The organism is Halioglobus maricola, assembly GCF_009388985.1.
Taxonomy (GTDB): domain Bacteria; phylum Pseudomonadota; class Gammaproteobacteria; order Pseudomonadales; family Halieaceae; genus Halioglobus; species Halioglobus maricola.
The window spans coordinates 1,708,409-1,730,272 of record NZ_CP036422.1 but is presented as its reverse complement, the minus strand read 5'-3'; the positions used below and the strand labels follow the sequence as shown (position 1 = coordinate 1,730,272).

Here is a 21,864-nt window from a genome sequence, read left to right as displayed (position 1 = left end):
GGGGGCGGCGGCTCCGGTAGCAATCCCCCGCCAGCTGAAAACAGCGGTGCACAAAAAACGGGGGCGCCCCCCGCCATCACCTACTACAGCACTGCGAAACCCTTGCTGGAACGGTACTGCGTGTCCTGCCATCGCGATGGTGGCGAAGCGCCCTTCCCTCTGGAAACGCACGCACAGGTAGAAGCCAAGCTCTCGGCCATGATCTATGTTGTCGAAGCAGACACCATGCCACCAGTGGGCTACGCACATCACACCGAGACCGAGGGTGCGCTTTTGCTGGAGTGGCTCAATGAGGGTGCGCCGCTGGGAAGCCCTGACGACGCGCCCGCTCTGCCCGTGTCACAGTTTACTTATCACCGCGACATTCGCTCCATTCTCGAACGGCGCTGCGTTCAGTGTCACGAAACAGACGGCATTGCTCCTTTTCCGCTAGAAAGCCTGCAAGATGTGCGCGGTGTCGCTGCAGCGGCCGCGTTCTCTATCGACAACGGCACCATGCCGCCCTGGCCGCCGACGGCAGGGTACACACCGTTCAAACATGAACGAAACCTGGACGATGCCGAGAAGTATGCGCTGACGCGCTGGCTGAAAAGCGACATGCCCGAAGGCGACCCTGCAGATTACGTGGCTCCGGAATTGCCCGTACAGGAATCAGTCAACTTCAACATTGAGCTACAGTTGCCCCAGGCCTATACCCCCACGCTGCTGCCGGATGACCACCGCTGCTTTGCTATCCCCTGGCCTGAAGACGAGTTCACCTATGTCACTGCGGTTGACGTAAGGCCAGATGTGGTCGCCCAGGTGCACCACGTGATCGTTTCTATCGCCGAACCGGAAGACGCTGACCTTTACTACGCCGCCGGCGGCGAGGACGGGCATCCTGGCTGGTACTGCCTCGGCGCAGGCGGTGTGAGCGGCGCGCCCCTGCCCCGCCAGATCGGCGGCTGGGTCCCCGGTGCAGGGCGTGAGCCACAACCACGCAACACCGGCATCGGCGTCAAGCCCGGCTCGGTGATGGTCGTGCAGATGCACTACAACACGCTCGCTACCGAGCCCGCACCAGATCAATCGGACATTCTGGTGGCGACATCAGATGAAGTTGAGCGACCCGCGCACTCGTTCCTGCTCACCAATCCAAGCTGGCTGCAGGATGGGGTAATGCATATCCCCGCAGGCGACCCCAATGTCCATCACTCCTGGGAAGTCCCCACCGGCGCCCTGAGCAGCATCTTTGGAAGCGAGATAGGCCTCACCGGTTTCGACCCCTGGGTCATTCACCAGGGCTTCCTGCACATGCACAACCTGGGCAAGAGTGGGAGAACAACCCTGATTCGATCAGACGGCACTGAACAGGTGTTGCTGGACATCCGTGACTGGGACTTCAATTGGCAGAGCACCTTCAACTTCGATCGGGAAGTACTGGTAAATCCGGGCGACACGATTCGCCTGGAGTGCTACTGGGACAACAGCCAGGCAAACCAGGAATTTGTGAACGGCGAGCAGTTACAAACCAGCGACGTGGACTGGGGCGATGGCACCCAGGACGAGATGTGCCTGATGTCAGTCATGATGACGGCACCACAGGACGGCTACGATTACACCCCCCAGGTGAATGTACGCATTGAATCTCCCAGCTATCGGCAGCAGTTCGTACCGGGCGACCTTGTGCCACTGCAGCTGGTCCTGAACAATTTCTCTCTCCACGACCCCGGCGAACACAACCACGACGACGCCAGTATGCATATGACATCCATGCACACTGACGCCAACGACGATCACAGTTCAGTATATGAAGGCCACTATCACCTCTACCTGAATACTGACGACGATGACGCCGAGCACCTTACTGCCTGGGACCCGCTCTATTACTACGAGCTGCCCGCCGATATCGAGCCAGGGATACATACCCTGCGCCTCAGCCTGCGCGGCGCCGATCATCATGCACTTGGCATAGAGCGCGAGGTAGAGATCGAGGTGGTGGAAGACTTTGCCGAAGCGCGCCTGCGGCTGACGGAGGTCAACGCCTGGACGCCTCAAACCGCTGGGCAGGATGCGTTCCCCGATCATCGACCCACTGAAATCAACTGCCCCGCCAACAGCTACTACGCAGAAGGCGATGCACTGGAAGTAGAAACCGGTTACTGCAACTATCTGTCCCTGGTACAACCTAGCCTGTCTGCATTGCAATCAGGCGACACGGTGCATCTGGTGCTGTGGCACGGCGACCTGCGTGCCGCCGAGGCCGCGCAGGGACACGTGGCGATCAGCATAGACGGAAATTTACTGTGGGAAGCGACGGTGGACATTCCCGCCGACGCGCAGATATTCGACCTGCGGATCCCGGTCGAGTTCGATGCCCCGCAAGGCGCGGAGATCGAATACCACTTGCACAACCACGGCTTCAATTCCTGGACGATATTGCAGCTGGAGATTGAGCGTTGATAAGAGCCTTGTTGCTGGCCCTGATTTGTTGCCTCGGCGCCCCAGTATCTGCCGCGGTGAAAAGCGGCGACGAAGCCCTGCCGCTGTCCTACCCTACCCTGCCTCTGGACGGGAGCCAGACAGCCCTGGCAGACCTCCGCGGAAAAGTCGTCTATCTCGACTTCTGGGCCTCCTGGTGCGGTCCCTGTCGGCTATCGTTCCCGCAGCTGGAGGCCCTGCGACAAGAGTTTGGCCCGCAAGGGTTTGAAGTCCTCGCCGTGAGTGTTGACGAAGACGTCGACGATGCTCTCGAATTCCTCCAGCAAGTGCCTGTCTCCTATCCCATCGTCTGGGACCCGCAAGGCGAGTCGCCAGCATCCTGGGGCATCCTTGGCATGCCCACGGCCTATCTGATCGGCCGCGATGGCGTGATAAATCGGGTTCATCAAGGCTTTCGCAAGGGCGATGGCGCGCGGCTGCGCGAGGAAATCATAAAGCTACTCGGAGAGTCCTCTTGAAGCGTGTATTCCCCATTCTGCTACTCGCACTGCTGGCGGGTTGTGAAACCGTCGAACCCTGGGAACGAGGCACGCTCGCAAAGAGCGAGATGCAGTGGCAGGACGACCTGATGGAAGACCAGCTGCGCGCCCAGAATCACAGCAGTAAAGAAGCCGCCTCCGGGGGTAACGGTGCCGCCGGTGGCGGTTGTGGATGCAACTGATGGGGCAGCCGCGCAAAGATCGCTCCGCCCTCGCAGCGCTGACCTCCAGCGCCCTGCTTCTTCCCGCCTACCAGGGCGCACAGGCAGACGCCCCACCTGAGTTCACCGAGGCTGGCCTGCGCTACAGCAAGTACAAAGAAGATGACATTTCATCCAGCAATGTTTTCGGCCCCAGCAGCGAGCGCTACGACATCGACGTCGTCCAGTTCCACATGCTGGCGCCGGTGGCCGAGAGCTGGTCATTTGCCCTGGATGTTCAGTGGGAAGACATGAGCGGCGCCTCGCCCTGGTTCGTTGGCCAGAGTGCCGAGGGCGAGTCCAAGGTTGTGATGAGCGGTGCGAGCATCGAAGACACCCGAACCGACATCAGTGTGACCACCCGCTACTTCTATGACCGGGGTAATGCGGGTTTCAATTACACGCGGTCAGACGAAGACGACTACGAGTCCGATTCGATCAGCCTCGACGGCAGCCTGAACAGTGAAGACGGCCTGACAACTTACAGCGCGGCGATCAGCGCCAGCGCCGATGACATTGAACCGACTCAAGGCAGCATTCCCACCAATACACTCAAGGACGAGAAAGACATACGCTCAGCCTGGCTAGGTGTATCGCGCATCGTCAGTAAACGCGCCCTCATGCGCTTCGGCCTCAGTTACACCTACCGCGACGGTTTTCTAACCGACCCCTACAAGCTGAACGACCTGCGTCCGGACACCCGGCGCGAGTGGACCCTCAGCGGCGGCTACCGTCACTACTTCGACGGACCCGGCGCAGCTCTGCATGTCGACTATCGCTATTTCAGCGATGACTGGGAAGTTGAGGCCCACACGCTAGAGTTCGCCTGGCACCAAAATCTGGGGCGCAGCGTGCGCCTGATACCTTTCCTGCGCTACTACAGCCAGGACGAAGCAGAATTCTTTAGCAACGTCACTGACACCAGCGATCGCTACTACGCCGACGATTACCGCCTGTCCGCATTCGGAGCGCTCAGCGGCGGTCTGCGGGCCCGCTATACGTTCGGCGATTGGACCCTTAGCGCTACCGCAGAACGCTACCAGAGCGACCACGACTGGGGCATCTACAGCGGTGAAGAATCCCCCGGCCTGGTGGATTTCTGGCGCGGCAGCATCGGTTTCGACTACCGTTTCCGCTAATTCATGCTGCGCCTTGAGCACAGTTTCACTGCCATGGGCGGCCCCTGTCGACTGCGTATCGACAGTCCCTCTGAAGCCCTGGCGGAAAAAGCTGTCGCTGCAGCGGTAGCCGAAGTTGAACGGCTTGAATCCAGATACAGCCGCTATCGCGAGGACTCCCTGCTCACGGCCATCAACCGCGGCGCCGGAAGCGGCACAGCGACCGTCGTCGACGCCGAAACTCATACACTGCTCAACTACGCTGACACTGTCTGGCGCGAGAGCGATGGCCTGTTTGATATCAGCTCAGGCGTGCTGCGCCAGGCCTGGGATTTCAAACAGTCAGTCGTACCCTCACAGGAGCAACTGGATGCCCTGCTCCCGCTGGTGGGGTGGGACAAGGTGGAGCGCAGTGAGCGCAGTGTCTATCTGCCCCGAGCAGGCATGGAGTTGGACCTCGGCGGAGTTGTCAAAGAGTACGCCTGTGACAGCGTCGCTGCTGTTCTGCGCGCTCATGACATACATCACGCCCTGACGGATCTCGGCGGTGATATGCTCGCTATAGGACCACAAGCAGACGGCACACCGTGGCGAGTGGCTATCCGCGACCCGCGGGGCACAGGTGCTATGGCCAGCATTGAACTGATGGATGCTGCCATAGCCTCTTCCGGCGATTATGAGCGTGGCATTGATATCAATGGAGAGCGCCTGGGCCACATCCTCGACCCGCACAGCGGTTGGCCCGTCAAAGGCTTGATCGCAGCGTCAGTGGTAGCCCCACAATGCCTGGTAGCAGGCAGCGCTGCCACCATAGCCCTTTTGCAAAGCGAGGCTGATGGGCTAGCCTGGCTGCGGCAGCTGGGTTTAACGTGGATCGCTGTGGACAGACAACAGCGTGTCTATCGGTAGAGGAGATGGACGTAGAAACACCAAGAGCCTCTGCTATGATTATATTTCTATCTAAGGTACTGCCATGACCAATACCCTAAGTATAAAGAGCAGCGGCCAGGCCTGTGGCGCCACGGTAACCGGTGTCGACCTGTCCCGCCCACTCGATGCCGAGTGCGTGGCCGACCTGCGCCAGGCCTGGCTCCATTACCACGTACTGAGTTTCCCCGGCCAGAAATTGACCAGCGACGACTTTGAGCATTTCGCGCTCAACTTTGGTCACTTCGGCAATGACACTTTTTTCCGTCCTATTGCGGGGCGCAAACACATCGCAGCCGTCAAACGAGAGGCCGATGAAACAGGGCCAATCTTTGCCGAGGTGTTCCACTCTGATTGGAGCTTCCAGAAAGATCCGCCAGCGGCCACGCTCCTGTACAGCCTCGATATACCGCCCATCGGCGGAGACACCCTCTTTGCCAACCAGCAACTGGCGCTCGAAAAAATGCCCAGTGAGCTGAGGGCAAAACTTGAAGGCCTCACAGCCATTCACTCAGCCGAATTCGGCTATTCACCCACAGGGATTTACGCCGACCCGAAATCCCAGGGCAGCATGGCCATAGAAATTTCTGACGAGGCCTATGAACGCCAGCCTCACCCCCTGTTCCTAGAGCATCCGGAAACCGGGATACCCGCAATTTTCAGCGGCGTGTTTTCCTATATCGTGGGTTTCGAGGGTATGAGCGACGAGGATGCCATGCCGCTATTGGTGGAACTGTCAGAGTGGCAGAAGCGCGAAGAATTTATCTATCGCCACCAGTGGGAACCGGACATGTTGGTGATGTGGGACAATCGCAGCGTCCTGCACTGCGCCACCGGTGGCTATGAAGGCCACCGGCGAGAGCTGCACAGGATTACGATCAACAGCTAGAGCCTTTATTCAGCAGCCTGCTGTTCCGGGCTGTACCGCTCGAACCACGCGAGAATCGCAGCAACCTTACCCAGCAACTGGCTGGGCCGTCTGGCAATACTGTGAGACGCACCAGGAATTCTGACAATAGCTGTATCCACACCGCTTAGCTTTAAGGCGCTGTAGTACTGTTCCGTTTCCCACATTGGCGTTCGCCAGTCAGACTGCCCCGTGAGCAACATGGTGGGCGTGGTCACGTTACCCACCAACGACAATGGCGAACGTTTCCAGTAGGCCTCGTTATTTTCCCAGGGCATTTCGCCAAACCAGTAGCGCGCAAAGAAGGGCGTATTATCCGCAGTCAGCACGAAACTGGTCCAGTTGATGACTGGCTTAGCTACAACCGCTGCGCGGAAGCGGTCAGTTTTGCCAACGATCCACGCCGTCAGTGTGCCCCCGCCACTGCCACCGGTCACATACAGCTGTTCTTCGTCCACATAGCCCTTGGCCAGCACACCATCAACCGCAGACATGAGATCGTCGTAGTCTTTGCTGGGGTAATTGTGGTGAATCTCATCGACAAAAGCCTGGCCGTAACTGGTGCTGCCACGAGGATTGGCGTACAGCACTACATAACCGGCCGCCGCATAGAGCTGCACTTCAGCAGAAAAGTGCGGGCCGTAGGCTGTGGAGGGGCCGCCGTGAATCTCCAGAATCAACGGATACTTCTTGGCGGGATCAAACCCTGGCGGCTTCACGATCCAGCCCTGAATCGCCAGGCCATCTGCCGATGACTCCACCCAAATCTCTTCGACCTTGCCCAACTCGCGACTTTCAAGCAGGTTGCTATTGAAATGGGTGATCTGCGTACCCGCCTCGCTCCCTCTGCCGCTGGCCAGTTCCGCCGGTGAATAAGGTGCACCCACGGTATAGGCGATTACGTCTCTACCTCCGACAGCGAACTGGCCGCCGGAATAAGGCCGGCCAAAGGCGACACTAGCCATATCTCTAGTGATGACCTTTAGTCTGCCTGAAAGGTCGGTACTGGCGAGAACCGTGTCGCCCTTGTCGTCATAACTAATATAAAGACGCTTGCTGTTAGTAGACCAGCGCACCGCGTTAATGCCACGGTCGAGATCATCCAGTAACTGGCGCGATTCACCGCTCGCCAAATCCATGACATAAAGGCGATTGTGATCTGCAGCCAGGCCGGTGTCATCGTAACCAAGATAGGCAAGCGCACGCCCATCAGGTGAGACCCTGGCAGATCCGTCAGGGCCGCTTCGATCCGTCAGTGAAGTAAGCTCTCCTGATGCGATATCCAGACGGTAGATGTCCGACTCGCGGGGCTGGTAGCGCCAGTCCTCCGCCAGGTTGGTGGAGAGAAACAAGGCCTGGCTGTCTTTGCTCCAGCTGAGGCTCGAACCGAAATTGTAATCTCCCGAAGTCAGCTGCCGAACACTGCCACCCTCGGTGGACACAAGAAATACATGCGTAAACCCGGGGCGTAGCTCACCGACGCCGTCTGAGCGAAAAACCGGCTTGTCCACAACTGTAGGCGGCGGCGCCCACTCAGCACCCTTGGGTGCAGCAGGCAATGTACCCATCGTTTCCGGCGCGGCTGGGACCTTCATGGTAAAGCTGATCCAGTTGCCATCAGGCGAGAAGGACAGATTACCGGGCGATGCCGGCAGCCGGGTAAGTTGCGCACTGTGACCACTGTCCAGCCAGTGCATAAATATCTGCGCTCCGGCATCGTCTCGCGCCACCCATGCCAAGCGATTATCGTCCGCGGCAATTGTGAGTGAGCTCGCGTTCATCGCGCCGGACGTGATTGGCCGATGTTGTTCCCCATCGCTACCAATCATCCACACATTGGTACGGCGCTGGTCCTTCATAATATCCATGGATTGGCGCAGATAAAAAATTCGCTTTCCGCTACCGTCGACCACTGGACTGGTGGCCTGCTGCAGCTGGAATATGTCTTCGGGCTGCAGCGGCGAAAGCGCTGATGCCTGTGCGTTAAGGGTTAGGAGCAGCGCCGCGGCGCCAGCCAGTAATCTGGGTAATGTGTTCACAAAGATCGTCCTTGCCAGGGAGTAGAAAAGCGGCGAATTATAAAGAAAAATGCCGGCAAATGCCGGCGTTTTGAGATCAGGCCTTCTGCTTTTCCAACCAGGGCCCCAGCCAGGGTTTAGCGCGACCGCCCGGAGCGGTACCGGTTAGCTTTTCGGAGAGATCTGAGGCTCGCAGCAGAGCTTCCAGGTCTATGCCTGTATCGACGCCCATCTGCTCCAGCATCATCACCACGTCTTCACTGGCCACATTTCCACTGGCTCCCGGCGCAAAGGGGCAACCGCCCAGGCCGCCGATCGACGCATCAAAACGGTAGATGCCGGATTCCAGAGCGGCAAACACCAGCGCGAGACCCATTGCCCGTGTGTCATGAAAATGGCAACCCAATCGATCAGCACCGTGTTCCGCTACGAGGTCGGCGGTGATGCTGCGCACTTCCAGGGGATGGGCTGCGCCAATGGTATCGGCCAGTACAAGCTGCTCAATATCGGTAGCCATAAATCGACGCACGATGTCTTTCACGACACCTGGGTCAGTCGGGCCGTCGAAGGGGCAGCAAAACGCAGTCGCGATGGCGGCAACCACTGACACACCGTCATTCCTGGCCATTTCAAGAATCTGAGCGGTGGCGTCTTCCGCCTCGGCAATACTCATTTTTACATTGCGCTGGGCCATCCCCTCGCTGGAGTAAAGCACCATATTTACGGTGCGCACACCTGCATCGCGAGCTAGTTCGTAACCTTTGCGATTGGGAATCAAGGCGCTGTAATGCACGCCATCATCGGTAGGCAAACGGCCTACCAGCTCGTCTGTTCCTGCCATTGCAGGCACGGCCCGGGGTGAAACAAAACTGCCTACTTCGATATTTCTAACCCCGGCATCTGCGATGGATTCGATCAGCGCGAGCCGTTCACCCACGGTGAGAATCCTGGGCTGGTTCTGGAGGCCATCACGCGGCCCGACATCGGTAAAAACTACGCTCTCAACCACCGATAATGCCCTCTTCCTTCAGCTTCGCCATCTCATCATCGCCCAACTCGAGAATACCTTTAAGTACCTCGTCATTGTGGCTGCCGATGTCGCCCCCCGCCCAGTCTGTGCGGCCAGGAGTGCCCTGCATTTTCGGCAGGATCGCTGGAATTTTAAGCGGCTTGCCATCGATCTCAACGGACTCGAACATACCGCGGGCGTTGTAGTGTTCGTCGGCCACCATATCTTCAACGCTATAGATAGGACCTACCGGCACCCGCGCTTCTTCCAGCACGGAGATAATGTGCTTGGAGCTGTGCCCGGCACACCAGTCCGCCAGAGCACCGTCGATTTCCGCCTGATGCTTAACCCTGCCTGCGTTGTCGGCCATCTCAGGGTGTTCCCCGAGGTCCGACCGCCCCGCCACTGCCATCAGGCGTTTATAGATGGAATCGCCATTGCCGCCGATTACTACATGCTTGCCGTCATCACACAGGTAAGTGTTAGTCGGCACGATGCCTGTCACAGTCGTGCCAGACGGACCACGCACAGCGCCGGCGCCATCGTACTCAGGCACAATACCCTCCATCAGGTTGAAAATGGATTCATACAGGGCTACGTCGATAACCTGGCCTTCGCCACCGGGTTTGGAGCGCTGGATAATCGCCAGGGCAATACCCAGGGCTGCGTGAATCGCAGAAAGAGTATCGCCCATACTGATATTGGTCCGAATTGGCGGCTTACCCTCTTCCCCGTTGATATAGCGGAATCCACCAAAACCCTCAGTCACAGAGGCGTAGCCGGGCTTGGAAGAATAGGGGCCATCCTGGCCGTAACCAGAAATCCGGGCATAGATAAGGCCTGGGTTCACGGTCTTCATTGTATCCGGGCCAATGCCCCACTTTTCCATCATCCCCGGGCGGAAGTTCTCCACCACAACATCGGCCGTGGTAATCAATTCCTTGGCAAGCTGTTGGCCGCGCTCGGACTTCAGATCGAGAGTGACACTCTTCTTGTTGCGGCCTAGGCTACGCCACCAGTATGCGAGGCCGTTGTCATCGAGCAGGCGCCAGCCGCGCACAGGGTCGCCAGTGGGAGGCTCTACCTTGATCACCTCAGCACCGAAGTAACCGAGAATGGTGCCGGTGAACGGGCCGGCCAACAACTGGCCCATTTCAATAACGCGAATACCTTCGAGGGGCCTTGCGGCGTTAGACATCTGAAAACTCCTTAGTAATGCAGCTTATTAAGCGACTTTGACCACAGCCTTGCCGCGGTTTTCGCCGCGCATCAGCCTGCAGAACAGGGCCGGCGCATTGGCGAGCCCCTCAACCATATCTTCCGGCACAAGCAAGGTTCCGGCATCAATCAGCGGTGCGACCGCATCGACGAATTCCTGACGACGAGATTCGAAATCATAAACAACCAGGCCGTAGACCGTCGCCCGCGCGATAATCCACAGCGCCGGCGGCGGGCCCGGCATGCGTTCCTTTGCATTGTATTCAGCGATCATGCCACAGAGGATGACACGTGCGCCGACTTTTAGACGCTGCGACACCTGATGCAGTAGTTCGCCGCCCACCAGATCGAAAAATACGTCCACGCCATCAGGGCTCAACGCATCGAGCTGTTCACCGACATCTCCCGCGAGGCGATCAATACAGGCATCATAGCCAAGCTCTTCGGTGGCGATCCTGCACTTTTCCGCACCGCCCGCTATCCCGATGACCCGGCACCCGTGGCTCTTGGCAAGCTGCCCGGCAACGGCGCCTACACCGCCCGTAGCTGCCGGAATCAGGACCGTCTCGCCCGCCTGGGGCTTGGCCTGCCAGATGAGGCCCGCGTAGGCAGTCAAGCCCGGCATACCCAGGGCGGAAAGAAAATAGGAGGCCGGAACGTCACCCGATGGCACGGGGGCTACCTCTGTGGCAGCGTGGATCGAGTGGGTCTGCCAACCGCCCATCACACGCACAAGATCGCCTTCGGCAAAAGCCTCACTACGAGATTCAAGCACCCGCGCGATGGTCTCGCCGCTCATTCCCTGTCCGGGATTGACCGCGCCGGACAGATGCCGCCCGGAGATCTGACTGCGCATATAGGGGTCCAGAGAAAGGTACTGGGTTTCGCACAGTACTTCGCTCTCGCCGAGCGATGGCAGCTCTACCTCTACCAGGGAAAAATTGTCTTCTGTGGGCGTGCCCTCAGGCGTGCTGGCCAACTGAACCTGTGTCGTTTTCATGCTCTACCTTTCAAAACTGAGAAACGCCTCACGCAGCGCGATATAACGCGCCTCAATGCCCTCAGCAGCGTCTACAAACTCGATATTCTTCGGCAGACCTGCGTGGCGCAGACGCTCGCCGTAGGCGAGGAGCAATGCATCCTGCCACATCATTACTCTGGTCGGTACGGTAACCGCTGCCAACTGCTCGGGCCGCTCATTGGCAAAAGCCAAACGATAAGCACGTGCGTAATCGGGGCCGGCCTTGAGATAAGCGTTTACCGTGGCCTCAACCAGCGCGCGTGGCGGCTCTGCATCGGCAATGCGCGCAGCGTCAGACGTGTCATACCAGGGGAAATACTGGAATGTCTGACGCGCAATCTTCCAGGCCAGTTCGATATGCGAGCCATCTTCCTGCGGCGTGAGATCAGGAAAGTAGCCATCCATAATCTCCTCGCGCTCGATATCGGAAAAGGCAGCTGCATTTTCCAGCACCACCCCCGCCACTACCTGCGGAAACAATTTGGCTGATTCTACGGCCAACTGCGCGCCGGTGGCATTGCCATAAAGCAAAAAACGATTATCCCCCAACTGGGCCAGCACTTCGCCGATAACCGCCACATAGGGCTCCAGATTGTCAGCTGCAGCAGGCAGTGGGTCACTGTCGCCATAGCCAGGTGTATCGAGCGCGATAACGTCAAAGTCATCCGCCAGAAAGCGGATCAAGGGTTCAAGGAAAGCTGAGGACAATGGCGAAGGATGCAGCATCACCAGCGGAAAACCGGTGCCGCTTCTGCGGTAGTGCACCTGCCTACCGCTGCCCAGTGTCAGATAGCCGCGGAACAAGCTCAGGCCTCGCCGAAACCGAGTACACCCGGATTCATAATGCCATTGGGGTCCAGTGTCGCCTTCAGTGATTGCATAAGCGCCTGATTTTCCGGCCGCAACCCCTGCTGGTAGTTGTACGACTTACCCAACTGCAGGTGGGAGGTACCAAGCTCGGTATATGCGGCTATCAGTTGCTTGCGAATAGTGGTCACCGCGGCGCGCGCCTCCAGGTTTTCAGGGAAACCCTTCAGTTTCTTGAAATGCGCGGGCTCGACGCTATCTCGATGCAAGGCTTTCAGTTCGTCCGGCCAGAAAAATACCGGTTCGAGCACAAACACTGAGGTGGAGACCACGGCGAGCAGGTAACCCACGCCGATGTTGAATTTTTCGATGGCTTGCGCGTGCTCGGCAAACACGCTTTCGGTCAACTCATATACCTGCAGCGCTTTACTGTGTGGCACCAGGGCGTGCACAGGTACCCAGCGCTCCCCCTCAGGGCCCACCATATTGTTGACCGGGCCAAAGGGGTGACTGTTGAGTACTTTGGGGATCGTGTTTTCGACGAGTTTGCCGTCAGCTGCGCGAATAATATCTAACAGCGCCTCTTCGCGCGCCTGGGCGCCTGCCTCGCTGAAATCCTCGACGACGTAGTGCACAGACCAATCCTGCTCGTCGATAAAATTGCGACCCGCCAGTGCCACTCGCGCGCCCTCTTTAAGCGCTTTACCAATGCCGCCCGCTGACTTCATCACTCCTGTGAGCGCTTTCACGTCCTTGGCAAGACTTTCCCTGCGCATACGCTGGCCCTGCAGGTAGGGGTCGAACCCAAAACATTCGCTGGCCAGCTCAGAACGCGAAACTTCGCTCATGCCTCTCTGCATATCGACGAAGCTGCCGAACGAGCCCGAAATAAACCGTTTGTGCTTGCGCTCTGGCACCAGAGGAAGCGTGATGCGTGCCTTGATGCCCAGGGCAGAACAATCACAGGTGAACAGCCCGGTGAGATCGGGGCCGAACTGCCGCATGAAGGCGCTTGAATTCTTTTGCCCGGCGGAACCTGTTTGCAGGAGTGAGCCATCCGCGAGCACCACGTCTATCCCAATCACATTGTCTGCCGCGGTACCATACTGACCGGAGCCCCAAAAGATACTGTTCTGGGAGAGACTCCCGCCTACTGTCGCCTTAATGCCTGAAAGTGTTCCCCAATATGGCGTGCGCAGCCCTTTGGGCTTAAGTGCCTCATAGAGATCAGACCAACTACAGCCCGCCTCCACCGTCACTGTCATATCTTCCTCATTGATCTCGAGCACGCGATTTAAGCGCGACATATCAACGACAACACTGCGCTCACGCACGGGAACAATACCGTCTGTATAGCTCATGGCGCCGCCACGGGGTACGAGGGCATAACCATGGTCGGCCGCCAAAGTGACTAGCGCCTGCAGTTCCTCAACAGTGCCTGGCGCCGCGACAAACGCTGCCAACGCCCCTTCCCGGAAAACATCCTGGCTAAACAGTTCGCGCCGGCTGTCCTCTTCGGAGACAGCCTCATCACCCAGTAATTGCAGCAGTTGCTCGCGCATGAACGCTATTCCTCGACGGCGGTCAGTCCCGCCTGCAGCCAGCGCAAATTGATACCAATTCGATCGGAGCCTGTGGACGCCCATGTGTACACCAGCGTATCACCGCTACTGTCTTCAATGACGCCGAGCTTGAGTATGGCGGTTTTCGTGTTCTGGTAGGTCAATTGTGCGAGCTGCACGGAATAACCTGTCGGCTCACCTTCGTCATCCGTGATCTGCACGGTATGGCCTTCGTTATGCATGATCACTTTGCTGTTGAAGAACATATCGTCGCCTTCATAGCTGGGATCGACCTTGTTCTTTTTCACCGCCATCCAGGCTTCGAATTTTCGCACCTTGCGATTCTTGTGCGGCACATCCCGACCAAAAATTTTATTGCCTTCAGCGTCAAACGCCTTATCAGATATCCATATTTCACTGTCGGTCAGCCGGAGCGTGTCAGTGATGTAAATTTCCTTGTTGGAACGCTTGGAGAAGAAGTGGCAGGCCTTGTCCTTCATATAGCCATCGAAGAATTCACCGTTGTGCTTCCAGAAGACTTCACACCCTGCCAGGGTGCTTACTTCATCCATCGTAATGTCTTTGATCAGGGAAGTGTCTTGCCAGGTGTTGCGATACTTTTCCTCATCGGACATGCGATAGATCACCAGCTTGATGGCGCCCTCCTCTTGATCGATGGTGAAGTCATAGATGCGCTGACGGTAGACCTTGTTCATGTCGTCATCCATCGTCTGGATAACGAAAAAGACATTGTCACCTATGGCTGGCGCATCAACAGCAACAAAACGGTGATGGATGTGTTCTAGGCGATCGTCCTCCGCGACCTCATCGACCTCCTGCTGCCAGACCTGCTCGTGATTGTCGTATTCGCCCTCAAACCAATCGAGGAACAGGGCAAATTCGTCTGCCTCAGACATTGCGCTGGCTGACATGGCCGCGGAAAGAAGAATAATCGCCGTTAAAGTGGCGGAAATCAGGCGCATGAAACGGGGCATGGAAGGTCCTCTGTGCTGTGCAATGGCAGGCGCCCAAACCACGTAACATAGCGGCCTACCGGGGGCCTAAAACTATAACTTGACCGAAAGATATGTCAATATAACATTTGATCCATCCCATACCGCAGGACCAGACGTTTCAGGACGCAAAATGAACAAGATCGACGCTAGAAACCCGCGCACCGGCGCGCTCGACTACCAATTTACGGCCACGAGTGCAGATGAAGTCAGTGCCATCGCAGCGCGGCTGGCACTGGGCCAGGCGAGCTGGGCCGCCGACCTCGACTCGCGCCTGGCAGCGCTGGAGGCCTGGGCAGTGTCCATGGAGACCCACCGCGAGGAACTGTTCGCCGCGGTGACCGCAGACACCGGGCGCCGCTCGGTATCCGCGCTGGAGGTGGACGGCATGGTTCGCCGCATTCGCTACTGGATTGAACAGGCGCCCGCCCTACTGGCTCCTCCACCCGAGGCTCGCTCAGGCAATGCGGCCAATGTAGGCTACTTACTACAGGGGGTCCCGGTAGGGCTTGTAGGCGTGATTAGCCCGTGGAATTTCCCCCTGACGCTTTCCCTGGTAGACGCGATTCCCGCACTCGCTGCGGGCTGCGCTGTGCTATTGAAGCCGTCTGAGATCACCTCCCGTTTCGCTCCGGTACTCCAAAAGACCATCGATGCTGTGCCCGAACTCGCCGCTGTATTCCATGTCGTGGTGGGTGCTGGTGAAACCGGCGGCGCCGTGGTCGACAACGTGGACATGCTCTGCTTTACCGGCTCGGTGGGCACGGGGCGAAAAGTGGCCGTGCGCTGTGCTGAGAACTTCATTCCCACCTGTCTCGAACTGGGCGGCAAGGACCCGGCCATCGTGCTGGCCGACGCAGACCTCGATATCGCTGCCGATGCGATCCTGCGCAGCGCGGCCGGTTCCAATGGACAGGCCTGCATGTCTCTCGAGCGCGTATTTGTACACGCCAGTGTCTGCGATAGCTTTGTGGCAAAGATCTGTGAGCGCGCCCAGGCACTGCAGTTTAATGGCCCCGACATTCATAGCGGCCAATTACCGCCCTACATTTTTGGTTTGCAGGCTGACAAGGTTGCAGCCCAATTACAGGACGCACTCGACAAGGGCGCTGTCATGCACTGCGGGGGGATGCCCGAGGATGTGGGAGGTGGCGCCTGGCAGCGCCCTACTGTGCTGACGAATATCTCAACGGACATGCTGTTGATGCACGAAGAAACCTTCGGCCCACTCATCCCCATCCTTCCCTTCGATAGTGATGAACAGGCCGTCGCCATGGCCAATGACAGCCAGTTCGGCCTGTCTGGTTCCGTCTTCGGAAATGAAGACCATGCGATTACTGTGGCGAGCCAGTTACAAGTGGGAGCCGTGGGCATCAACGATGCCAGCATGACAGCACTGATTCACGACGTGGAGAAACAGAGTTTCAAGCACTCCGGGATGGGGCCGTCACGTATGGGAGATCAGGGTTTGCTGCGCTTCCTGAAGACGCGGGCGATCATGATTCAACGAGACAAACCCGCGACCATGGCCGTATTTGATGAATCGCTGATGCCCTGAGTCAGCCCAGCGAAAAGTAAGACTCTATTCCGGCCAAAAGATTGGTCATTGCTACCGCAGAAAGAATCAAACCCATTACGCGGCTCACGACACTGGCACCACTACTACCAATAAGCCGATTGATAGGACCTGCAAGCAGCATCAAAACGCAGGTAAGAGATAGTACAGCCAACAATACAGCGTATGTCTGAGCCTGCTCTGCAACACTGTAAAGCGTATTTTCGGTAAGCAACACGGCGGCCAACATTGCACCTGGGCTGGCAATTGATGGCACCGCCAACGGGAATATCGCAGTTTCGTTGTGATTCTTCGCCAGGCGAAGCTCTTCGTCCGGTTTGCTCTCGCCGAAAATCATCGTCAACGCGAATAAAAATAACACGATACCGCCGGCTATCTGGAAAGCGGAAAGTGGAATCGACATTGCAGACAGAATCATTTCACCTGCGATGACAAAGAACAAAAGTACGCCCGCCGCCGCCAGCGTGGCCTTCAGTGCAATGCGCCGCTTGTCTTTGTCACTAAACGGGTGAGTGACTGCGATAAAGACGGGCACTGTCCCGATGGGGTCAACCACCGCGAAGAAGGTGATAAAGGTCGCAACAATATCAATCATAAGGTGATTTTGCGTGAAACTCGTTTAAGGCAGATGGACCGATACTCAGCCACCCATAATTTTAAGTGCGAGATAAGGTGACAGAGAAAGAAAAATTATTGCTAGTTTGAAGTTAGCCAAGTAACTGAAGTACAACTCGTCCAATTGCTCAATAGGCACAGAAGTCAGTTTAGCGTGTATACCCTTAATTTTACTTCTGAACAATGTCAGTGCGATAGCGGTGAGGCTATAGATTCCTAGATTGATGATGGTATACCAACCCAGAAAAGTAGTCGCTGTAGCCATAGCATCCATCCATACCTCCTCTACCTGAAATCTAACAGCTCAATCTGTGTTCAAGATACTGCTCACTACTAACACTAGGCATAGGCTCCCGAAGGAGCCACGCCAAGCGAACTTCTAGCTGTTCAATATGCTCCCTGCGAATAGGTGAGTTCATAGCTATGTGAATAAACCTCGAAAATGAGTCCAAACGGATCTTCGACGTAGCACATCCTGTAGGGCTTTTCCCCAGGGTAATATTCGCGGATAGGCATCCGCTGCTTACCGCCATGCTCGACAATTTTTGCTACCAGCCCTTCAATATCCGGATCCTGCACGCAAAAGTGGAAAGTGCTTGTCTTCCAGTATTCGAAGTCTTTCGGAGCTTCATTGTTTTTGAACTCGAACATCTCGACGCCAATCTTGTCACCGGTCGACATGTGCGCGATTTTGAATGATCCCCAGCCAGAGCCGAAGACATCTATACACATCTGGCCTATTGGCGTCTCCGATTCTTCCGTAATCACTGTTGGCTCCATGATGTGATACCAGCCCATGACATCACTGTAAAACTTGGCGGCTTTCTCAACATCAGGAACGGAAATTCCAATATGCGAAAACGTTCTTGGATATGTACTCATAGCTAATCCCTTAATAGAGGTTGAATTTCTTTGGGCGGCAAGCGGACACTAAGAACATCTTAGACCACTATCCGTTCATAGGCTAAAACCATCCGTCCACTCTTGCTTTAGGTGTTTATTTTCGAAACAGAGGCGGAGCCTCAACTATTGGGGAAGCGCACGAAGGTGCTGACAAGCAACTGTGCGAATTCGCTCGGTTCTGGCCTGCTGCCGTTGAGTGCGCCTCGCTCGCGAAGGGCAGCTTCCAGCGCCGCCAAAACGGTATCAACATCAAGATTTTCAGCGTTCTCGCGCCAGATCGCTTGAGCTTCATCATTAGCGAAGCAATATCCTTTCCACGATATCGAGTAGCGTAGCTGGGACCAGTCAAATTCAGCGAGCACTTCATCCGATTCACGCAACTCCCATTTATTTTCACCACAGAAATACAAGCGCGTTTTCTGGCCGATGATCGGCAGATCCGGAGAAACATTGTTGACGCGCTCTACCCCATGAAAAACGTTATCCGTGTCGACCATAATGGCGGAATTATGGTGTGCTTCGATCGACGCCCGGTCACCACTCACTCCGTCAGGATAAAATGTGAAAGCGCCGCCCCTGGCGCCTCCGAACCAGGAAACGCATGTCAGAATCGGTATCCGGTAGCGGTTGAAAAGCCCTGAGTGAAGCATCACCACCAACAGCCATTGAGGTGTGGTTTTACGGTTCAATCCTCGAAATTCGGGAACGTCTGTATGTATCGCCAACTCTTGGCCGGGTATCAGAATGTTCGCATAGACTATGGCGGGCACAATGTTGTCACACCCTGAGATTTCCCGTGCATTCGTTGAAAATGCCGGGTGCGCCATAAACTGCTCTATGCCAGCTGCTTTAGTATCCAGACCATATGCGTAGGTCTCGCGAAAATAGTTGGTTCGACTAGCAGCTACCTCAAGCGAATCGGTATTGCCCTCCCCTGTCAGTCCCTTGTCTACGTAGTTGATACCCACGTCGAAGCGTTGCGGCAGGTTCTCTCCCAGGGAGTCACTCGTTGCTTCGTCGGCATATGTACCGAAACTACCAAAAGATTCAGCGATTGAGAGCATCGCTTGCGCTTCGTCGGCGGCAAGAAATGGCTCCATATGGAGGTAAGGTATTGTCATTTGAGCTCTTCACCTGGTTCCTTTGTAGAAACCAGTGTAGAACACTTAGCTCTCAGGTTCCTGCGTGCCTACATCGACATTTCTAGCGCTTGGAGCACCCTAACGATAGTACATTCCAATTTTTCGCTAGCGTCCGTTTTCACCTCATCGGGGACGGTTGCAGCGGGTGATTCAGGCTATTGTGGAGGTCGGCTTCGAGGCTGTGGACGCTTTTTGTAGAATGAATTCTGCGAAGACTTCGAAGCAGGCTACTAGTTCCTTGGGTATATTTTGCGAGATCCGACTAAGTTAATAAAAGTTGCAGTGCGAAGGCGCTATCTTAGTCGGCCCAAGATCAAGTTTTCGAACAGCATCGGCGAACCGATGGAGGTAGATGTGCCCAAATCTTGGCCCAATTGTTGGGCTGGGGAGGGGTAAAATTCTTTGGCGCTATCCGGTCGTATTCAAAATTATTGAAGTCATACGAAAAATAGTTGTTCACTAAATTTATGGCATATCAATCATAATAATCGTCGATCGTTCGTTCACGATGAAATCTTGACGCAGTTTTCCATATTGGCATCGCTGACATGTCAATCGAAAGGCCGAGTTTTTGGACGAGTATTGGCACGTCTTCATCTAACGATTCGTAATGGATTTTTTCCGCGTTGAATTTCTCGCCATTGACGAGATAAAATTTTCGATCTATCGGTAGCATAGGCCGCATTTTGATCCAATTTCTGAATAAGAATCTGGTTTCAATAAAATCACGGGCTAGTCTTTCTCGCGTATTTCTTGGCATGACGTGCCAAAACCAAGAAATCACTTTGTCATAGGGGTTTCTTACCATATAGATCTTTGTGTACTCATCGAATACATGAGGTCCAACGTACGACCTAATTTCGTTCGCCGAAGCATGAGCGCCAAGGATATCGCTTGAGGATTCCCCGCCTGCTCTACCAGCGACATAGCCGTATTCAGATATAATTTCCGCTTGCTTGTGTTTGAACTTAAAGCCTGGGGGGGTGCAAAATTTCTCCTACAAGCCTTCAATGCTCGTGCTAGCTGTCTTATGAGTCTTAATGTATATGAACTTATGTTCGTGTGAGATCAACATTTTATGGATTGAGCCCTCGCCTGTTGAGTTCGGATGTTTAGTTTGACGTGAGATCGTCTTGAGCTATGCGACAGCGACCATCGTAGATGGAAAGCTGATGGCAGCTTTGTGGACGAAAGCGGACGTTGACCAAAGCGTATCACTCATCCGTCCCTGAAGTCTCGTGCAAGCGCCACCAGGGGCTGGAACCAACCCCCCAATGGCTAGCGGTCCTATCTAATGTCCGCCTTGAGATCAAAGCGGACGTTTTCAAGAGAAAGTTATTGTGGGTCCGATTCCAAAAACGGGTCCACATCAACAGTACCGCCAAATATCTCTAGAACGGAGGTTGGTCCGGCTTCGCTCCCCCACCAATTATTGGCCGCTGAAACAGGGACACCCTCAGCAACAATGTCGTTAACTGCACTATTGATTATTCGATTATTACCTTCACTACCTAGTCCACCTAATCCAGCGTCGAACTGTGTAATGCCTGCAGAATTGCCGACAAATACCAAGCCGCTATCCCCAGCGTTCTGGACAGTATTGCCTTCGATATAGACTTCTGCCAAGTTGGATTCGAATGCAAGAATCAGCATTCCATAGAGTACGGGGTCGCTGATAATGTTATTCACTACATTCCATTGGCGCGTCCCATTTAGATTATCCGCCCCCAAGTAAATACCAGCTCTTGACCCGCTGATTTCATTGTCTCGAATGTCTACAATTACAGTATTGTCAGTTCCGGGTACAGCACCGTAAAAGTCAATTACCTGAATACCTGCCAAGAACGCATCGGTGATAACACTATCAGTCACAGTGCCACTAAATCTGCAACCTGTTCCGTAGATGCAGCCCATCTCTATTCCTGTAGAACTGCGCTGAGCGCCTCTTCCCTCAGGATTTGAGTACCGGTAGCCATCGACCTTGGCCGTCATTGACCCGTTTCCTTGGTGGATCATAAGTAAACCGTCTGAGTTTGATACTACTTCGTGACCAATATTTGAAACGGAGGTATTGAGGACTTCTATGTCAACGGATGATTCTCCCAATCCATTCAAGGAAATGCCTGCAGAGTACTCGCTACCGCCATCGGGCACGTGCCCCTGATCGTAAACACGAGTATTACTGATTCGGATTTTTCCATGCCCGTCCAGTTGAGCAACAACGATGGAGGGAGTATCCGCCTCACCGACATTGCTATTTTTTATAGTGAGGTCGGTAGCTTCCTGAAAGCCTAACAAGATGCTCGGGGATGTTGAATTGGTGAGCGGGTTGAACTGTTGAGATTGGTTAGCCCCAGTAACGTGAACACCCTGAAGTACCAGTTTGCCGCCAATATTCGCATTTACATCCGGGAAGCCTAAGATTCCGCTGGAATACGTATCACGAACATGAATGTGTTTTACTTTACTGTCCTTCGCCAAAATAATTCCGGCACCACCCAGTGCCGTCGTGGAATTTGTTATGACAGGCAGCGCGTCCTTCTTGCCCTTCTTGCCCTTCTTGCCCTTCTTGCCTTTGATGCCGACCAACTCCTGACCATCCTTTAGGACGATACCTCCATCGAGAGGCGTTTCGGAATACAGCACATTGATAACTACACAATCAGGGTCAGCCTGGACTTCGCCGAGTGAGCCATAAGGGTTTTGCTTGCTGCCATACGCGTGGCTAGGCTTGCTGCCGCTGGTTTCACCAGAGACATAGCAGTGAGTGGGGGATTTGGCGAACGCCAAAGTAGATGCCAAGCACAGCAGACCTGTGCTTATTCCGATCAGTATTCTCATATCTATTCTTCCTTGAATATTTACACG

The 21,864-nt window shown here is 55.5% G+C and carries 19 protein-coding genes; 7 read left to right on the top strand and 12 right to left on the bottom strand.

What is annotated here, in order from left to right:
* The first annotated feature begins 120 nt into the window (after positions 1–120).
* From EY643_RS07830 to EY643_RS07805, 6 genes are all read left to right on the top strand, one after another.
* Positions 121–2,442 (top strand): monooxygenase, encoded by a 2,322-nt coding sequence (locus tag EY643_RS07830; RefSeq protein WP_170287320.1) that lies wholly within the window; start codon positions 121–123, stop codon positions 2,440–2,442.
* Positions 2,439–2,939 (top strand): TlpA family protein disulfide reductase, encoded by a 501-nt coding sequence (locus tag EY643_RS07825; protein WP_152661671.1) that lies wholly within the window; start codon positions 2,439–2,441, stop codon positions 2,937–2,939. The genes EY643_RS07830 and EY643_RS07825 overlap by 4 nt, the downstream gene beginning before the upstream one ends.
* Positions 2,936–3,142 carry a DUF4266 domain-containing protein gene (locus tag EY643_RS19770; RefSeq protein WP_152661670.1) on the top strand — a complete coding sequence of 69 codons (207 nt, stop codon included), beginning with the start codon at positions 2,936–2,938 and terminating at the stop codon, positions 3,140–3,142. Before EY643_RS07825 ends, EY643_RS19770 begins: the two co-directional genes overlap by 4 nt.
* Positions 3,142–4,299: a DUF3570 domain-containing protein gene (locus EY643_RS07815; protein WP_240732859.1), complete on the top strand. Its 1,158-nt coding sequence runs from the start codon at positions 3,142–3,144 to the stop codon at positions 4,297–4,299. The genes EY643_RS19770 and EY643_RS07815 overlap by 1 nt, the downstream gene beginning before the upstream one ends.
* 3 nt (positions 4,300–4,302) lie before the next feature.
* Positions 4,303–5,187 carry an FAD:protein FMN transferase gene (locus EY643_RS07810; protein WP_152661669.1) on the top strand — a complete coding sequence of 295 codons (885 nt, stop codon included), beginning with the start codon at positions 4,303–4,305 and terminating at the stop codon, positions 5,185–5,187.
* A 64-nt stretch (positions 5,188–5,251) separates the two neighbouring features.
* Positions 5,252–6,094 carry a TauD/TfdA dioxygenase family protein gene (locus EY643_RS07805; RefSeq protein ID WP_152661668.1) on the top strand — a complete coding sequence of 281 codons (843 nt, stop codon included), beginning with the start codon at positions 5,252–5,254 and terminating at the stop codon, positions 6,092–6,094.
* Positions 6,095–6,099: 5 nt separating this feature from the next.
* On the opposite strand, the gene EY643_RS07800 is transcribed toward EY643_RS07805, so the two are convergent.
* The 7 genes from EY643_RS07800 to EY643_RS07770 all read right to left on the bottom strand — a co-directional run bounded on the left by EY643_RS07800 (position 6,100) and on the right by EY643_RS07770 (position 14,742).
* Positions 6,100–8,151 carry a S9 family peptidase gene (locus tag EY643_RS07800; protein ID WP_240732858.1) on the bottom strand — a complete coding sequence of 684 codons (2,052 nt, stop codon included), beginning with the start codon at positions 8,149–8,151 and terminating at the stop codon, positions 6,100–6,102.
* 76 nt (positions 8,152–8,227) lie between these two features.
* Positions 8,228–9,139 (bottom strand): hydroxymethylglutaryl-CoA lyase, encoded by a 912-nt coding sequence (locus tag EY643_RS07795; protein ID WP_152661667.1) that lies wholly within the window; start codon positions 9,137–9,139, stop codon positions 8,228–8,230.
* Positions 9,132–10,337, bottom strand: coding sequence for a CaiB/BaiF CoA transferase family protein (locus tag EY643_RS07790; RefSeq protein ID WP_152661666.1), 1,206 nt, complete (start codon positions 10,335–10,337; stop codon positions 9,132–9,134). Before EY643_RS07790 ends, EY643_RS07795 begins: the two co-directional genes overlap by 8 nt.
* 27 nt (positions 10,338–10,364) lie before the next feature.
* Positions 10,365–11,357: an NADP-dependent oxidoreductase gene (locus EY643_RS07785; RefSeq protein ID WP_152661665.1), complete on the bottom strand. Its 993-nt coding sequence runs from the start codon at positions 11,355–11,357 to the stop codon at positions 10,365–10,367.
* Between the two features lie 3 nt (positions 11,358–11,360).
* Complete coding sequence (locus EY643_RS07780; RefSeq protein ID WP_205743179.1) at positions 11,361–12,182, bottom strand: alpha/beta fold hydrolase; 822 nt, start codon at positions 12,180–12,182, stop codon at positions 11,361–11,363.
* Positions 12,183–12,184: 2 nt separating this feature from the next.
* Positions 12,185–13,747: an FAD-binding oxidoreductase gene (locus EY643_RS07775; protein WP_152661664.1), complete on the bottom strand. Its 1,563-nt coding sequence runs from the start codon at positions 13,745–13,747 to the stop codon at positions 12,185–12,187.
* A 5-nt stretch (positions 13,748–13,752) separates the two neighbouring features.
* Positions 13,753–14,742, bottom strand: coding sequence for a chromophore lyase CpcT/CpeT (locus EY643_RS07770; RefSeq protein WP_152661663.1), 990 nt, complete (start codon positions 14,740–14,742; stop codon positions 13,753–13,755).
* A 151-nt stretch (positions 14,743–14,893) separates the two neighbouring features.
* Between EY643_RS07770 and EY643_RS07765 the strand changes: the two genes are divergently transcribed.
* Complete coding sequence (locus EY643_RS07765; RefSeq protein ID WP_152661662.1) at positions 14,894–16,318, top strand: aldehyde dehydrogenase family protein; 1,425 nt, start codon at positions 14,894–14,896, stop codon at positions 16,316–16,318.
* A 1-nt stretch (position 16,319) separates the two neighbouring features.
* On the opposite strand, the gene EY643_RS07760 is transcribed toward EY643_RS07765, so the two are convergent.
* The 5 genes from EY643_RS07760 to EY643_RS07745 form a co-directional block, all read right to left on the bottom strand.
* Positions 16,320–16,931: a MarC family protein gene (locus tag EY643_RS07760; RefSeq protein ID WP_152661661.1), complete on the bottom strand. Its 612-nt coding sequence runs from the start codon at positions 16,929–16,931 to the stop codon at positions 16,320–16,322.
* 45 nt (positions 16,932–16,976) lie between these two features.
* A complete protein-coding gene (locus EY643_RS19885) occupies positions 16,977–17,216 on the bottom strand; it encodes a DUF6868 family protein (RefSeq protein ID WP_420841653.1) in 240 nt (79 codons plus the stop codon).
* 122 nt (positions 17,217–17,338) lie between these two features.
* A complete protein-coding gene (locus EY643_RS07755; protein WP_152661660.1) occupies positions 17,339–17,833 on the bottom strand; it encodes a lactoylglutathione lyase family protein in 495 nt (164 codons plus the stop codon).
* A gap of 140 nt (positions 17,834–17,973) precedes the next feature.
* Positions 17,974–18,975 carry a hypothetical protein gene (locus EY643_RS07750; RefSeq protein WP_240732857.1) on the bottom strand — a complete coding sequence of 334 codons (1,002 nt, stop codon included), beginning with the start codon at positions 18,973–18,975 and terminating at the stop codon, positions 17,974–17,976.
* A gap of 1,356 nt (positions 18,976–20,331) precedes the next feature.
* Positions 20,332–21,837 carry a hypothetical protein gene (locus tag EY643_RS07745; RefSeq protein WP_152661659.1) on the bottom strand — a complete coding sequence of 502 codons (1,506 nt, stop codon included), beginning with the start codon at positions 21,835–21,837 and terminating at the stop codon, positions 20,332–20,334.
* Between the last annotated feature and the right edge of the window lie 27 nt (positions 21,838–21,864).